Annotated in this window: 13 protein-coding genes; 6 read left to right on the plus strand and 7 right to left on the minus strand. The window is 33.7% G+C overall.

All coding sequences use genetic code 11. The features are described 5' to 3' along the window. Nucleotides 1–165: 165 nt before the first annotated feature. The 3 genes from AABL85_RS15110 to AABL85_RS15120 all read right to left on the minus strand — a co-directional run bounded on the left by AABL85_RS15110 (nt 166) and on the right by AABL85_RS15120 (nt 3,913). Nucleotides 166–1,353, minus strand: a complete 1,188-nt coding sequence (locus AABL85_RS15110; protein ID WP_341310695.1) for a porin — start codon at nt 1,351–1,353, stop codon at nt 166–168. 29 nt (nt 1,354–1,382) lie between these two features. After that, on the minus strand, nt 1,383–2,729 hold the full coding sequence (locus AABL85_RS15115; RefSeq protein ID WP_341310696.1) for an anaerobic C4-dicarboxylate transporter: 1,347 nt from the start codon (nt 2,727–2,729) through the stop codon (nt 1,383–1,385). A 113-nt stretch (nt 2,730–2,842) separates the two neighbouring features. Beyond that, nucleotides 2,843–3,913, minus strand: coding sequence for a type II asparaginase (locus AABL85_RS15120; protein WP_286416821.1), 1,071 nt, complete (start codon nt 3,911–3,913; stop codon nt 2,843–2,845). 579 nt (nt 3,914–4,492) lie between these two features. On the opposite strand from AABL85_RS15120, the gene AABL85_RS15125 reads away from it, so the two are divergent. Continuing rightward, nucleotides 4,493–6,442 (plus strand): PQQ-binding-like beta-propeller repeat protein, encoded by a 1,950-nt coding sequence (locus AABL85_RS15125; RefSeq protein ID WP_341310697.1) that lies wholly within the window; start codon nt 4,493–4,495, stop codon nt 6,440–6,442. A gap of 58 nt (nt 6,443–6,500) precedes the next feature. Here the strand turns inward: AABL85_RS15125 and AABL85_RS15130 are convergent, their stop codons facing one another. The 3 genes from AABL85_RS15130 to AABL85_RS15140 all read right to left on the minus strand — a co-directional run bounded on the left by AABL85_RS15130 (nt 6,501) and on the right by AABL85_RS15140 (nt 7,942). After that, nucleotides 6,501–6,878, minus strand: coding sequence for a DUF2752 domain-containing protein (locus tag AABL85_RS15130; protein ID WP_286437400.1), 378 nt, complete (start codon nt 6,876–6,878; stop codon nt 6,501–6,503). 9 nt (nt 6,879–6,887) lie between these two features. Continuing rightward, nucleotides 6,888–7,241 (minus strand): CD225/dispanin family protein, encoded by a 354-nt coding sequence (locus AABL85_RS15135; RefSeq protein ID WP_286416817.1) that lies wholly within the window; start codon nt 7,239–7,241, stop codon nt 6,888–6,890. Between the two features lie 107 nt (nt 7,242–7,348). Continuing rightward, on the minus strand, nt 7,349–7,942 hold the full coding sequence (locus tag AABL85_RS15140; protein ID WP_341310698.1) for a cell wall assembly protein: 594 nt from the start codon (nt 7,940–7,942) through the stop codon (nt 7,349–7,351). 376 nt (nt 7,943–8,318) lie between these two features. Between AABL85_RS15140 and AABL85_RS15145 the strand changes: the two genes are divergently transcribed. Beyond that, nucleotides 8,319–8,729 carry an NUDIX domain-containing protein gene (locus AABL85_RS15145; protein WP_341310699.1) on the plus strand — a complete coding sequence of 137 codons (411 nt, stop codon included), beginning with the start codon at nt 8,319–8,321 and terminating at the stop codon, nt 8,727–8,729. A 264-nt stretch (nt 8,730–8,993) separates the two neighbouring features. On the opposite strand, the gene AABL85_RS15150 is transcribed toward AABL85_RS15145, so the two are convergent. Next, on the minus strand, nt 8,994–9,575 hold the full coding sequence (locus AABL85_RS15150) for a PhnA domain-containing protein (RefSeq protein WP_006260179.1): 582 nt from the start codon (nt 9,573–9,575) through the stop codon (nt 8,994–8,996). Nucleotides 9,576–9,878: 303 nt separating this feature from the next. On the opposite strand from AABL85_RS15150, the gene AABL85_RS15155 reads away from it, so the two are divergent. The 4 genes from AABL85_RS15155 to AABL85_RS15170 all read left to right on the plus strand — a co-directional run bounded on the left by AABL85_RS15155 (nt 9,879) and on the right by AABL85_RS15170 (nt 17,125). Further along, on the plus strand, nt 9,879–11,546 hold the full coding sequence (locus AABL85_RS15155) for a formate--tetrahydrofolate ligase (RefSeq protein ID WP_341310700.1): 1,668 nt from the start codon (nt 9,879–9,881) through the stop codon (nt 11,544–11,546). Between the two features lie 202 nt (nt 11,547–11,748). After that, nucleotides 11,749–14,082 carry a TonB-dependent receptor gene (locus AABL85_RS15160; RefSeq protein WP_286416810.1) on the plus strand — a complete coding sequence of 778 codons (2,334 nt, stop codon included), beginning with the start codon at nt 11,749–11,751 and terminating at the stop codon, nt 14,080–14,082. Nucleotides 14,083–14,298: 216 nt separating this feature from the next. Beyond that, nucleotides 14,299–15,024, plus strand: a complete 726-nt coding sequence (locus AABL85_RS15165; RefSeq protein WP_286395996.1) for an OB-fold-containig protein — start codon at nt 14,299–14,301, stop codon at nt 15,022–15,024. Nucleotides 15,025–15,049: 25 nt separating this feature from the next. Then, nucleotides 15,050–17,125 (plus strand): hypothetical protein, encoded by a 2,076-nt coding sequence (locus AABL85_RS15170; RefSeq protein WP_006267068.1) that lies wholly within the window; start codon nt 15,050–15,052, stop codon nt 17,123–17,125. Nucleotides 17,126–17,202 lie beyond the last annotated feature (77 nt).

A 17,202-nucleotide genomic window follows, 5' to 3' on the forward strand; every position in this document is an offset into this window, starting at 1 on the left:
CGCTATGGCTTCTCTATACTATATATACGTAAGGCTGGATGGTAGAATGTATTTAATATTGTACTATATTATATATAGGAGCATGATACTACCTACCTACTTTTGTAAAAAAGAAAAGCTCTAAGTCAGAAGACCTAGAGCTTATACTTATTATATAGCTATCTATTATAATATCAATAAAGGAGCAACAAATCCTATTGTCAATCTTCCTGTATTATAATTTTCTAATCCTAAATTATTCTTAGCATAAGAAGAATAGTTATAATATCTTCCCACATAAGAAACATAGAATCTCACATTAATATCCTTAAATGGTATATACTGTACCGTTGGTATAAAACCATAACTTGTTCTCAAACGATCTGTACCACTTGTAGCGCTCTCTATATTTTTACCATAAGCGTTACTAGTCATTAATGTTAATGATAAATTTAATTTAGGAGTAACAAGATAATCTGCCTTAATCCAGTTATCCATATAAGATACATTTTCACTTACATAGCCTTTCACTCCTTCTTCTAATTTATTATTTACCATATAACTCACCATCCCTTTACGATCTAGATCTTCCTTGCTATATTGGAAGTCATACATAATCGTTAATTTACTATCTTGATATTTATGCCCAAGAGACACATAGTTCATCGCTTTACTTTTTGCTTCTTGAAAGTAGCTATAACTATAGTTTGTTTGGAACTTCCCATCAAAGAAATTACCTCTCCAGTTTGCAACAAAAGCCAAAGGCATTTTTGCTTTCTCTAAATTAGTTATATCAAAATCATGATATTGATCTTCAAAATCTTGTGTTCTAGAATTTAGAATCTGTGCCCCAAAAGAATGCCCATTATCTAAAGTATGTGTAACACCTACTCCAGTCAAGAAATTATCTGCATGTTGTAATATATCATTATATTGTAAAATCTCAATTGGATTTAAATCAAACTCATACCCTCCCCAGTCAGCACTCATCTTACCAATGTCTAGTCTAGTTTTAGAATCTAGATAGATTCCTACAAATGCCATATCAATACCTCTTTCAATATGGTCTTTCGTACCTATTTCAGATTTCTGAGTATATCGATTTCTAAATCTAAAATACACTCTATCATGTATTTTTCCTTTTATCTCAATACGAGCCTGATTATTATCAAACTCAGAGTTGGTAAAAGTTCCGTTATCAAAGTAACTCTCAAATCCCACTCTAGTATGAAATAGAACGTCTATATTTTTTAACAATCCTACTTTCTCGACGGGGATAATAGGTTTTACAATCGTGTCTGTAGAAGACTGCGGTTCCTGAGCCATTGCTCCCGCACTCACAAACATCGTCATTAATAATAATGCCTTTTTCATTTTCATTTTTTTATTTAATACTTCATTTTTTATAATAAAACAGCTCCTAACAAAAAGCCTGCAGCTACGGCTACGCCAATCGCTACTAATCCTGGAATCATAAAACTATGATTCACAACAAACTTCCCGATCTTAGTACTTCCTGTTCTGTCAAAATTAATTGCTGCTAACAGTGTCGGATAACCTGGTAAAACAAAATCTGCATTCACGGCAGGGAATATTGCTATCAGCGCAGGGTTAGATAATCCCAAAGACAATCCTAGAGGCATCATCGTTTTTGTTGTAGCTGCCTGACTAAACATCAAGGCTCCTAAAATAAATACAGCAATAGCAAAAGTCCAAGGATATGCAGAAACCACATCTGTCATAAATGCTTTTATCACCACTTCATTATGCGCCATAAAAGTAGAACTCATCCACACTACACCAAACACAGAAACGACAGCAGTAGCCATAGAACTAAAAAGACTAACCTTTGTCACTGCTATTGCACTTGTTTTGGTTGTAATCATCATCAGAGCAGAAGCAGTCAATGTAATCATACTTATCACTGCCACCATCTGCAACTCCCCACTAGCCTTAAGCACTAAGCTTGCAGCTCCAGGTTCAAAAACAGGAAGTAACTGAGGAAAAGCACCTGCTAAAACAATTAGTAACACCGCTATAGAGAATATCACAACAGAAGTCTTCGCTCCTTTTCTTAATTCTTTTTTCTCCCCTACCACATCCGCATCAAGACTTTTAGCAAACTCCGGATCTTTCATCTTCTCAATAAATATAGGGTCGTCCTCCAACTCCTTACCTTTCTTAAGAACAGACAAACAACCTATTAAAATACCAATGAGACAGGCAGGTATACACACTTTCATAATATCTATCAAAGCCCCAGGATAAGCTAAAATACTAGCCCCTGCAAAAGCCGCTGTAGCAGCACTCATAGGACTCCCTGTTATCGCTAAGTGAGAGGCGATCACCGATATACTTAAAGGACGCTCAGGTCTAATTCTCTTTTTAGCTGCTACCTCAGAAATAATAGGTAATAAAGAATATAGTAAGTGCGCCGTCCCTGCAAAAAGACAAAAGAAATAAACCGTAAATGGTGCAATAAACACAATATTAGAAGGATTACTTCGAATTACTTTCTCAGCTAATTGCACTAAATAGTCTAGTCCACCACATGCTTGAAGAGTAGCTGCTGTAGAAACAATAGCCATAATCACAAGCATTACATCTATAGGAGGATCACCAGGACGCATACCGAATACAAATACGAATATACTTAACCCAACCATTCCCATGACTCCAAGACCAATTCCTTTCATTTGTGATCCGATAAGAATCATTCCTATCAGGATACAGAACTGTAATAGTAACATCGCCACAAATTTTTAATTATACCTTTAGTCTACATTCTATATAAGAGGAGCGCAACACTGTATATAGATTCAGTAAGCGCTCCTCCTATATTAATGGTTATAATTTACTTCTCTTAATATTTGAAGAACATATCTTGAATCGCAGCTCTATCCTTAGTCTCAGTAAGTGCTAACATCAATAAGATTCTAGCTTTCTGAGGACTTAAATCATCTGCTACAACAAAACCAAGTGCATTATCATCCACCTCATTGAATAAAGTCACTCTACCTGCACCCGCTCTTGCCGAACGACAAACTATAATACCTGATTTTGCAGCTGATATTAAAGCTTCTCCTACAGGAGCATTAAAGTTACCATTCCCCATACCAGCGTATACTATACCTGCTACACCTTCTTCTTTTGCAGCAGTTACAGCTCTAGGGCTAGCATCAGCATAACCGTACACGATTTCTACTTGAGGAAGTTTAGTTAATCCTTTTACATTAAATTTCTTTTCTGGAGATCTTAATGTTTTATAATAGTAACTCACTTTTCCATCAAAGATTAATCCTATTGGTCCGAAATTTCTAGACTGAAAAGTAGCCATGTTAGTTGTCACTGTTTTCGTAACATCTCTAGCTGCAAATACTGCTTCATTCATAGCGATTACCACTCCAGCTTCTTTGCTTTCTGGAGATGCAGCTACCATCACAGCATCTAGCAAGTTTCTATTACCATCTTGGCTCATCGCAGTTGCAGGTCTCATCGCTCCCACTAATACCACAGGTTTATTAGAATTAATAGTCAATTCTAAGAAATAAGCCGTTTCTTCTTGTGTATCCGTTCCATGTGTAATCACTACCCCATCAGCCTCATCTTTTTCGAATATCTCATTAATACGATTACTTAATTTTAACCATGTTTCGATATTCATATCTTGACTACCAATCTGAGCGATTTGCTCACCCTTGATCTTTCCAAACTTATGCATCTCTGGTACAGCATTCAGAAGATTCTCAATCGGAATTTTACCAGCAGTATAAGCTGCTTTGGTTGCTGATTCTCCAGATCCTGCAATTGTTCCTCCTGTTGCAAGAATGATTACTCTTGGCTCATCCTTAGATGTATTTGTAGCTCCTTTAGTTTGAGCTTGCATCTGAAATGCTAATAATACACCGAACATTAAACTAAATACCTTTTTCATGGTTACTATAATTATAATTAATCAACTTCTACTTTTTTTAAACCAATCTTTTATATCAGAGATAGGTTACTCATATCATTCTATACTACACACTACAACTTTCATTCCCTTTTTTAATTTTCTTAAAAAAAGAATAAAAAAACTAAATACTTAAATCTTAGAACTTCTACGAATACTTTCTCTTAAAAAATTATAAATGTACTGTATCATTATATTTTTCAAGCTTGTAACTAGAAGCACAAACCTTCCTTATCCTTTAATTTCCAACTATTTTAAAACAAAAAAATATAATCAGAAAAATGACAAATAAAGTCACTTTAACACAATACACATCTAAATAATATATAAAACTACAACAATAATTAACAATATCAAATAAGTAAAAGTAAAAAAGAATAAATAAATATTCAGCAATAATATCTCAAAATACTCTTTATTTTTAGAAATATCTCAATATAAGCAAAAATAAAGTCATCTTAACATCTTTATTTTTTGTTGCATTTATTTGATAAATATTAAAAAATTAAACAAAAAATATTACAATCATTTTTTTAGCTTATTTTTGTTAAAAAAAATATAATGAAAAAGTTTTTAATCAGTGTACTTTTAATAGCCACATCTATTAATTACGCACAACGACAAGCTGATGTTGTTACTAAATTTGACAACAATATCGAATCTATTAGTTTAGTTCCTGCTACGGGAGATATAATTGTTAAGGATAAAGATATCATCTCTAGTTATAATCCTACTACTAATCAAACTACATGGAAGATTGTAAAAAAAGATTATCAAAGTGATTTTAAATCTACTGCTTTAGGAAGTGTCTTGATGTACTTCGAAGAAGTAGCTACAGAAATAGAAGTACTTCCAAAATCTCCTTATGCAAAAATCAAACTAGATGACAATGATTTGATAATTAATATCTTCAATGGAGATGTTATATTCAACACAAAAGAAAGTAAATCAAGAATAATCAAAACAAACTATATAATAGAAGATAATGCTATTCTATTATTAACAGCTAACGAAAGTGCATTCAACTTTGAGTACCTATCGCCAACAGACAAAAAAACATTATGGAGTACTCAAGTAGGTACTCAAGAGAAAATGTCTGTTTTTAAAACAATCACTTCTTCTTTAAACGTTAAAGAACAACTTTCTAAACTCAAACAGGCAGAAGATATTATTCTAAAAGTAGATAACAAACTCTATATCACAGTCAAAGGCTATCTATTTAATCTAGACTTGAACTCTGGAGAAATTAAATGGAAAACAGATTATCAAATCAATGACTTTTATTTATCTCAAAACTTAGAAAACATCATCATTATCAATAGTGAAAAATCTTTATTAAGTACAAAAAGTTATCTAAATATCTTAAATGCTAATACAGGAGATAAGCTATGGAAGAATGATATTACTACTAAGTTTTTATCTTATATAGAAGATTGGAATGACAGAATATTAATTGCACACAATACTGGATTTAACTTTTACTCTTATAGCGATGGAAAAAAGATATGGAAAAAAGATGCCAAAGGTAAATCTATTAAACGAGTGATCCCTATTGAAAATAACTACCTGTATATAGCAGATACAGAAATGAATTTAATCAACCAAGAAGGACAACCAAAATGGAAGAAATTTATTGAAATAGCTGATAAATCAGATGATGAAATCTACTTCTTAGATAAAGTAGACAACAACAGAGTACTATACCTTACAGATACTTATGGTAATATGGTAGACTATACTAGTGGTAAAAAAATCTGGAAACGAAATGTAAAATTTAATAAAAACAGACCATTAGCCGTAGGACAAGATGAGAACACAAAAGCATTCTTAGCTTATAACAATAAGAAAATATACAAGTTTGACCCTAACTCTGCAGATGCACCAGAGCCTATCGGAGACAAAATAGATGTACAAAATGACAAGCTAATTACTAGCTTAGAGGTAATCGATGGTGTAATCTGTATCATTGGACAAAACGATGTTATCGGTGTTGGTCAAGATGGAAATGTTATATACCACAACACCTATAAAGAACCAGGAGAAGTAGGAAGACGCTTGCTAAAATCAGCATCTATAGCTGGTAATGCTTATATGGGGGCTATGAATGCTAAAAACCAAGCCATAACAAGTGCAACCTATTCTGTATCTTATCGCAATGCTAATGGTCAAGTAGTAGAAAGCAAAGACTATGTATTCAGTGAGAAAGATCGTGCTAAAGCACAAAAAACACTAAATACTCAACAGTCCCTTATGAATGACCTGAATAGTACTATCACCCCATTGGTACAAAGCAGATTTAATGCGCTTAAACAAACTGCTGAATACGCTTATGTATTCGCTAAAGGTACTGAAGGAGAAACTACACAATTAGTGAAAGTGAGAAAGAAAGACGGTAAAGAAGTAGATAAAATAGCTATCGACAACAATAGACCTCTATACGAGATAGACCCTATCACTAATAGTATATATTATGTCTATAAAAATGAACTACGCACTTTTAAAGAAAAATAAGAATCTAATCTTCTTATAAATATAAAAGCCCCTTAGTTAAACTAAGGGGCTTTCTATTTTACCATATATTTCTGACTATAAAGAATACAATAATAAGCGCTAGAAAAGAATAGGCAAACCAATTCGGAATAGCATATTTCTGCAAAAACTTATCATTCTTTACAATATACACTTCCACTAATGCTATATATAAAAAAGCAAGTAAAGGAAAGTATACTAATATCATTATATTATACTCTAGAGCCTCTCTAAAATGTCCATGTAGTAATGCATGCAAGGCACGCTGTCCTCCGCATCCAGGGCATAGCCACCCTGTCTCACGATAGAACATACACGATAGACCACCATTATCATCACTCCCAAAAAACTGATAGTAATAATATAATCCAAAAAGAGGAATTATTAGAAATATGATTCTAAGTATCCAATTCTTCATTATAACCTATTACATATTTTGAGCTGCTCTCACTTGCTCCATAATTGTTTCGAAGTATGCATTTATACCTCCTGCACTCACAATATCAAAAACAGCTTTACCAATAGCGATTACAAATAATAAAATAGCTACTAAAGCTAATTTCTTCGCTGTACTAGCTGCTTTAACAGAAGCCTCATACTCACCGTTTTTATACTTACTAGTAGACTGACTAGACATTACGATAGCAATAATACCTAATATTAACCCAATACACCAGAAAGAACACATACCTAATACTGTAGAAGTAATAGACAGCCCCATATAGTTATTAGGCTTCTCACGTTGTTCCGTAACTTGATTTTCAAACTGATTAAATTCCATATTTTTTTTATTTTGTTGAGCAAGATAGTTATTTTTATTAACATATATATAACAAAAAAGAGAGGAATTTCCTCTCTTCATTATATCTTATTTGATTGCCACAATATTTATGCAAACTTAGCTATAAACTGCTCTAAGTCATCAGCAAATTGATCTTGCGCATTAGCAATAACTTCATCAATAGCTTCTATTGTAAGTATTGGTTTTAATTTCGCATCAGTACGAACCCAATCCAAGAATTCTTTATTAAACTCTGTAGCATCGAATTCTCCCTCTTCTATCAACTCCTCTTTATCAGGGAAATAGAATTCTTCCATAAACACAACTGCCTCCACATCATAAGCTGATATCTGTAGTAGCTCTTTGATATTTTTAGCAACGATAAACACTCCTCCTTCATCACCAAAAACAACGATAGGACAGTTATCCAAACTTTTTACCGCTTTATCCTGTACCCAAAAAGCATAAATACTACCAGTACTATTAGCTTCTGCAAAAGGAACAAACGAATTTACAAATTCTTCTTCTTCTGAAATAGACTCTATGATTCCTGGATCTTCGTCTATTAAATAGATAGCGTTAGAATAATAAGATGGAATATTCTCAGAGGTCTGAAATTCCAATAAACTTTTAATTTCATTAGGTACTTTATACCCTTTAAATAATGCAGTAAATTCTTCTTTTACCATTGTGATGTTCATTTTCGCCTCTTATCAGGCTTACGGATTTTAAAAATTAAAACTAATGTAATACACTAAATCTTACTCTATACAAGGTATCACTTTAATAGAATAAAGATAAAATATTTTTTAATTGAAAAACATATTTTCACAATAAACTTATATTTTTTTTATCATTCAAGTCAATTGATGTATGTAATTCTTTTATTTGGGTGGTAAAAGTACTAAACTTTACTAAATACAACGCTAATTATTTAAATATTAACCAACTAATTTTTGCACCCACCTATTTAAACTGATTTATAAAAACATTCCTTGTTCTAAAAAACTCAAAAACACCTATTGGCTAAACAGTTATTTTTAATAATGCTATCTTTGTCACTTAAAATTGTCCAATATGACAACTCCTACTATTCTATATTTAGCATCAGCATTAATAACAGATCAAGATAACCGATTACTGACAGTTCGCAAAAAAACATCTACCTATTATATGATGGCAGGTGGTAAAATCGAAAAAGGAGAAACTCCTGAACAAGCATTAGTAAGAGAGTTAAAAGAAGAGCTACACTTAACAATAAACACAAATGAACTAACTCTGTTAGGTACACATAGTACAGAAGCTGTAAATGAAAAAAACACTATAGTCAAAGCTCATATCTATCATATTACAATCAATCATCAAACGCTAGAAGTAGCTTCAGAAATAGCGGAAGCAAAGTGGCTCACAAGAGAAACTTATAAAGAAACTAAACTTGCACATCTATTAGAAGAATTTAGTATTCCTATTTGGTTAAGTTTATTCTAGCTCTCTGATACTACTAAAACACACTCACAGCATAATTACAAAGACCTCCTCAGGCTTCTAGCTTCATCCAGTACTGTACCTGTTTTGTTTGTAATATCAACATTATCTTAATATAGCACCTAAGTAGTGATTCCGTTATTTATCAAGGATTATCGGAGTCATTACAGACTCATAACGGACACAATACGGACTCAACGCTACCAAAAGTCAATAAAAAAGCCTCTAAGTCTAGAACAAAGAGGCTGTTATATCTGTATAAGCTAATTATGCTTGTTTCTTTACGAATTTGGTTAAGATAACGATTTGTTGACCGTCTATCTTTCCTTCGATTTGCTCTGTATTATCGTGTACTAAACGGATATTTCGAACAGCAGTACCGATCTTAGCATTAATCGTAGATCCTTTTACATCAAGGTCTTTAATTAATGTCACAGTATCTCCACCTACCAAGACATTACCATTACAGTCTTTATGCAGGTCTACACTACCATCTCCTGTATGATCTCCAGTAAGTTTAGCAAACTCTAAAAGTTCATCATCTAAATACATCATCTCTAAACTATCTGCTGCCCAACTTTCGTTACGGAAACGGTTCAGCATACGCCAAGCTACTACTTGTACAGCTGGAAATTCACTCCACATCGACGTAGTCAGACATTGCCAGTGATTAGCATCTAACTCAGCTTTCTTCTCTACTTGTTCTAAACAAGTATCACAAATATAGATTTCTCTATCTGCTTCATTTGCTGCTGCAGGTGGTACTTCATATACATTTAAATGTCCAGTTGCCTCACATAGTTCGCATTTATTACCACTTCTTTCTATTAATTGTGCTTCAGTCTTCATTTATAAAACAATATATTATTAAAGTTGTAAAGATATATGTTATTATTTAGATATAAAAAATAATAAAACACTTCAGTAATTAAACCATTTACACTACACAGATATGAATTTAACAAAATACTTAATTTTTTAGAAGCATTCTAAAAATTGATTCCTAGAATTATGGTTTCGACTTATATGTCATGGTTTTCATTACACAATTCGCCATAATATCTATCCCTTATTTAATTAAGCACAATAGCGATAATTGCCCTTACAAAAAACCTTATCTTTACTCTTCAATAACACAAACTATCATTATAAATGAAAACAGATATCGAAATTGCTCGCGAATGCGAATTAAAGAGAATACAAGATGTAGCGCACGCTATCGGTGTAAATGAAGAAGAGCTTATCCCTTATGGAAAGTATATGGCTAAGGTTCCTTTAGACGCTATGAATACAGAGAACATCAACAAATCAAATTTAATATTAGTTACTTCAATCACTCCTACTAAAGCAGGTATCGGTAAAACGACTGTATCTATAGGCCTAGCATTGGGGTTAAATAAAATAGGTAAGAAAGCTGTAGTAGCCCTACGCGAGCCTTCATTAGGTCCATGTTTTGGGATGAAAGGTGGAGCTGCAGGAGGTGGATATGCTCAGGTATTGCCTATGGAGAATATCAACCTACATTTCACAGGAGATTTTCACGCTATCACATCAGCTCATAATACGATAAGTGCTTTATTTGATAATTATATTTATCAGAATAGAGCTAACGAAAACGGAATTAAAGAAATATTGTGGAAAAGAGTATTAGATGTGAATGACCGTAGCTTGCGCTATATCAACACTGGGCTAAGAGGTAGCGCTAATGGAGTGCCACAAGAATCAGGATTTGACATTACTCCTGCCTCTGAGATTATGGCTATTATGTGTCTGGCGACAGATATAGAAGACCTTAGACGCAGAATAGAAAATATCTTATTAGGATATCGATATGACGGAAGTATGTTTACCGTAAAAGATCTAGGTGTAGCTGGAGCTATTACGGTACTATTAAAAGATGCACTTAATCCTAACTTAGTACAAACTACCGAAAACACTGCTGCCTTTATTCACGGTGGACCATTCGCTAATATTGCACATGGTTGTAACTCTGTTATCGCTACTAAAATGGCTATGAGCTATGGAGACTATGTCATCACTGAAGCAGGGTTTGGTGCAGACTTAGGTGCCGAAAAATTCTTTGATATCAAGTGTCGAAAATCTGGTTTACAACCCAAACTGACAGTGGTAGTCGCTACTGCACAAGGATTAAAGATGCACGGTGGTATAGCTATCGAAGATATTAAAGCTAAAAATACAGATGGTATCCGCAAGGGGTTAGAGAACTTAGCTAAGCATGTAGAGAATATTAAATCTTACGGACAAAGCATTGTAGTAGCTTTCAATAAGTATGCAACTGATGATGCAGAGGAATTACAAATCGTGGAGCAATACTGTAAGGATAACCACATTGGATTTGCGATTAACAATGCATTCGTAGAAGGTGGTGAAGGCGCTAAAGCACTAGCTGAAGTAGTTGTAAACACAATAGCACACAATCCAAGTAAACCTCTTCAGTTCCCTTATCAAGACAGTGAAACAATAGCTGTAAAAATAGAGAATATCGCTAAGAAGATATATGGAGCTAATAAGGTAGAGTTCTCCTCTGCTGCTAAAAAGAAGTTAGCCCAACTAAAAAATACAGATATGGATCAATACCCTGTATGTATTGCCAAAACACAATATTCATTCTCTGCAGATGCAACAGCATACGGTGTAGCTAAAGATTTTGACATTGTAATCAATGACTTAGTGATCAATAGAGGTTCTGAGTTTATCGTGGCTATAGCAGGAGATATTATGCGTATGCCTGGACTGCCTAAATCACCTCAAGCACTAAGAATTGACTTAGTAGATGGATTAATAGAAGGATTGAGCTAATTGCTAATATCATATACTATAATGGTAGGGTCACCTTTATAAGGTGACCCTATTCATTTTATAATAACTGTGAAATAATCAAAATTAAACATCTACTATTCAAAACTTTAACTACATATTCCTCTTAATTTACGATCTGTTTTTTTAAATAAAGTGATGCTTTTGTATAAATTTGTTTAGAACAATTCTAAATAAATAGACTATGAAATTACTATCCTCCCGAAAAGAGAAACTGTACATCACACTATTCTCTTCATTATCAATGTTCTCACAGGCACAGCATTTAAATCTTCAAGTAAAAAATCCTTCTGGTCATGCCGTTCCTAATGTAGTCGTAGAGATAAATAATCAAAATGTAGGTATCACCGATGATACAGGCATATTCTCTCTAGTAGATACTCATTCTTCTACTCTTGACTTAAGGTTAAAAGCCTTTGATTATGCTGATTATCATACGATTCTAGAGTTACAAAAAGATACGATTAATAACTTTACAATTACACTTACTACTAATCCTGAGACTATAAATGAAATTATCATTACTGCTGGCCGAAAACCAGAACATACTTCTACAGTCCCCTCTTCTATCACAATACTTACCAAACAAGAAATAGAAACACAAAGTGATATTAATAGTAATATTGGCTATATCTTAGGAAATACAGTACCTGGACTCGCTACAGCCACTAATAAAGTAGCCAATACAGGACAGACACTGAGAGGAAGACCTTTATTAGTCTTAATAGATGGTATTCCTCAATCTCTCCCTTTAATGAATGGAGCCCGGAGTATACGCTCTCTAGATCCTTATGTAATCGAAAGGATAGAAGTAATAAAAGGAGCAACATCTATCTATGGCAATGGGTCTGCAGGTGGTATTATTAATTATATTACTAGAAAAGACGTCGGGAACAAACCATTAAGTGGACAGACTAAAATAGGTACTACTTTTAACCCTTATAACAGTAGCGGAACTATAGGTTATCAAATAGGACAATACTTCTCAGGTAGAATAAATAACATCAGCTATGCTATAGGTGGTCATCTTAAATACAATGGCTTACAAAGAGATGGTGAAGGCTTGCCATTAGGGCAACTAGGTGGACTATCGAATTCTTATGAACGAAACATCTTCACAAAACTATCTTATCAGCTCAATGATTCCTCATCACTACAACTACTCTACAATTATTACACTACCGTACAAGATGAGAAATATAAAACTAAACCAGGACGTTATGGACAGGAGCCTGCTATCGGAATAAGAGGTAGCGAAGGTGGAAAGCCTGTAGGCACACCATACAATCATAATGCTATGCTGACCTATAGTAATAATGCTCTTTATGCTAATACCCGATTAGACATTAGTGCTTACATCACCTCCTTTCAATCTATGAATCGCTATGTACCAAAAGGAACAGTCTGGTATGGACCAGGTCAGACTAGGATAATCTCAAAAAAGAAAGGGTTGAGAACCAACTTTAATACCCCTTTCACCCTTTATAATACTCCTATTGAAATTACTTACGGTTTTGATCTACTCAGTGATATGACTATGCAAGACCTCACAGATGGTAGGATATTAACCCCTCAAATGAAAATGCTAAGCGTAGCTCCTTATGCACAGTTAAAGATACATTTGTTAGATGACTTTATCTTTAAAGGAGGGATTCGATATGAAAATTCGAATGTAAAAATCAATGATTATACCACTATAGCAACAGGCCCTAACAACGAAGGCTCCATAGCTGTCAATGGAGGCAAACTAACTTATAGAGCAACAGTATTTAACGCAGGTATTCGATACGCTAAATATGATTACTTCAATCCATTTATCAGTTACTCACAAGGTTTTTCTCTCAATGAAGTAGGTAAAATATTGAGAAGAGCAGATGCTAATACACTGAATAATTTAGAAACTTCTCCTGTCATTACTAATAATTATGAAATAGGTTTCTCTAGTAAATACAGCATCTTCTCACTACAAACTTCATATTATATAAGCACTTCTAAATACGGTATTAATTTAGTAGATGTAGGAGGATATCTGATGCCTAGTAGAGAACCCGAAAAGATTAAAGGTTTTGAAATAGCTTTAGAGGTGAGAATAATAGAGAACTTAAAAATGGGCGGTACCTTCACCTCTATAGAAGGAAAAACAGAGAATAAAAAAGGTGTCTTAGAATACCTGGGAGGTGATAGAATACCTCCAAATAAAGCGACTGCATTTATTACATACAATCCAATCAATAAAGCGACTCTATCCTTATTTTGGATAAATACAGGAAGCAGAAAACACTTCAGCCCAAATAACAATGGAAAATATAAAAACGGACAAGGCCCGATAAGTGAAATCAATCTATTTAATCTTAGTGCAAATTATACACCTAACAATCATTGGTCACTCTCACTAGGTATTGACAATTTATTCAATAAAACATATTATCCTCCAGTAAGTCAATACAGAGGTATTCACGCAGATTACACAAGAGGAGTTGGAACTACAATGTCAATCCATGCAACTTATTCCTTTTAATAAACCAAATAAACAACCTTTTTTAAGCTATGACTTTTTATATTCAATAATCTATAATTTATGCTATCTAAACCTCATTTCCTAAAAGAGGTATCCTAAAAGGATAAATTATTTACTCATGTTATAATATTGACAAAACATAACAGAATACTTTCTTAAAATTAAGTTATATTTGGTAAATTTTAAACACATATTAATATAATACGCTATTTATAAATGACAGAAATAATTCATCATTTATTCAATCCTCTTCCTAACGCTATTATGAGCGTATTAATGGGAATAACCTTTATCTATTGGATATTTTCTGCTGTATTAGGAGGGTTTGATGGTTTTGATATTGATATGGATGTCAATCCTGAAATAGATGTTGATATAGACATAGATGCAGATGTAGATACAGATTTTGATTTACAACAGAGTCATCTAGACATTGCTCATGACAAAGAAGTGGATGTAGCAGATCATGTAGATGTACGTCAGCCAAGTATCTTTATGCAGATACTTGAGTTTATGAATGTAGGAAAGATTCCTTTCATGATTGTATTGACGATCTTTAAGTTCTTTACTTGGGCCGGTACGTTATTAACTACCACTATTCCTAAGGTAGTGAATCTAGGCTTTTGGTCTGTTGTGATATTAATTCCACTTTCTTTTATAGCGATTATCTTAACGCATTACGCTACACTTCCGTTAGTTAAGTTTTTAAAGAATACTGGTTATCACGGCGAGAAGGCTATAGATTTTATCGGAAAAGAAGGTGTTATGCTATCAAGTATTATAGCAGATAAACAAGGAAATATGGAGGTAATCATCGATCAAGATCCAATCAAGATATTGGTACAGAGTACAGATGGTAACCAAATAAAATATGGAGAGAAAGTCATTATCACTAAAAAATGTGATAAAGAAAATATATTCCAAGTAAGAAGAATACATTAATTATTAACTATAAACACTAAAATCTATGGGTGAGTTTGGCTTAGGGACATTAATAGCTATTATTATAGGCGCACTTTTTCTATTAGTATTATTATTTTTTGCAATACTTGCATCCTTCTATAAAAAAATACCACAAGGTAAATCTATAGTAAGAACAGGGGTTGGAGGAACTAAAGTAGCTTTTAACAAAGGTATTTATGTAATCCCAGTATTCCATAAGATGGAGATAATGGATATCTCTGTAAAAAAACTACAAATCGATAGGATGCAAAACGAAGGTCTTATCTGTAAAGACAATATTCGTGCAGATATTAAAGTAGCTTTCTTTATCAGAGTTAACAAGTCTATAGAAGACGTAATTAATGTGGCACAAACATTAGGTTGTGAGCGAGCAAGTGATGTAGAAACGCTAAGAAACATATTCGAAGCGAAGTTTTCTGAAGCTTTAAAAACAGTAGGTAAGAAATTTGAGTTCATCGAATTATACGAAGCTCGTAGAGAGTTTAGAGAAGAGATTATTAATATCATAGGTAGAGACTTAAACGGGTATATCTTAGATGACTGTGCTATTGACTACTTAGAACAGACTAATATCTCTTACTTAGATCCTCAGAACATCCTTGACTCTGAAGGGATTAAAAAGATTACTGAACTTACTGCATTACAAAACATCAATGCTAACCTTATCCGTAGAGATGAGCAAAAGGTAATCAAGAAGCAAGACGTTGAAGCTCGTGAAGCTATCTTAGAACTTGAAAGACAATTGTCAGAAAAAGAAGAGAAACAACGCAGAGAAGTGGATAATATCCGCGCTCGTGAAGAAGCTGAGATTCAAAAGGTACGTGAAGAAGAACGTCTTAAGTCTGAGAGTGTACGCATCTCTACAGAAGAAAGTTTGGCTGTATTAGAAGAGAATAAACTACGTCAAGTAATCATCGCTGCTAAAAATAAAGAGCGCACTGATGCTGTAGAAACAGAAAGAGTAGAAAAAGACAGAGCGTTAGAACAAACAGAAAGAGAGCGTATCGTAACATTGGCTCAAATCAATAAAGAGCGTGCTGTAGAAGAAGAGAAAAAGACGATACAAGATGTTATTCGCGAAAGAGTACAGCTTGAAAAAGGAGTTGTGGAAGAACAACAAAATATTAAAGACGTAGAAGCACTTCGCGCTGTAGAAAGAGAGAAACAAGTAGGTATCACTCAAGCAAGCAGACAAGCAGAAGAGAACTTAATCAGAACAGTAAAAGAAGCAGAAGCTAAAAAGTCTGCTCAAGAGCAAATCTCTCAACAAATGCTAATCGAAGCAGAAGCAGAGAAAGAAGCTTCTATTAAACAAGCTGAGGCACGTAAGATACTTGCAGATGCAAAAGCTCGTGAAGATGCTACTATCGGATTAGCAGAGGCAGAAGTAATCAAAGCAAAAGCAGAGGCTGTAGAACAACAAAGTATCGTAGATGCTGCAAAAATACAACGTATAGCAACTGCTGAAGCTGCTGGTATCGAAGCGAAAGCAGAAGCGAAGAGAAAAGAAGGATTAGCTGAAGCGGAAGTGATGAAAGAAAAAGCAATAGCTGATGCTGAAGGATTAAAAGAGAAAGCAAATGCTATGAAGCAAATGGATGGTGTAGGAAAAGAACACGAAGAGTTCAAACTACAACTTCAGAAAGAAAAAGAAGTGGAATTGGCTGCTATCACAATCCAAAAAGACATTGCTCAATCACAAGCTAACGTATTATCTTCTGCACTTCAGACTGCTAAGATTGATATCGTAGGTGGAGAAACAATGTTCTTCGAAAACATTATCAATCAAGTAAGTCGTGCAAAAGGATTTGACCAATTAATCGACAAGAGTCAGAATGCTCAAGATATTAAACTTGCTCTATTAGGTGATGGTTCTACTATCAGTCAAGGTGAGTTATTTAACAATATTAAGCACTATGCAAGTCAGTTTAATATCACAACTGAAGATTTAAAGAATCTTAGTATAGCATCATTAGTACTTAAGATGCAACAAAACGCAACTGAGGACAATATGGGCCTATTAAGTAATATAGCTGATGCTGTTCAGAGTTTCGGTATAGGGAATAAGAAGTTATCTTAATATATACTAATCACTCTTCTCTATAGAGAAGAGTGATTTTCTACTATTACCCCTACTCTATTTTTAATTTACCTACG

This window comes from Myroides odoratimimus, from assembly GCF_038039805.1.
GTDB classification, from domain to species: Bacteria; Bacteroidota; Bacteroidia; order Flavobacteriales; family Flavobacteriaceae; genus Flavobacterium; species Flavobacterium odoratimimum_B.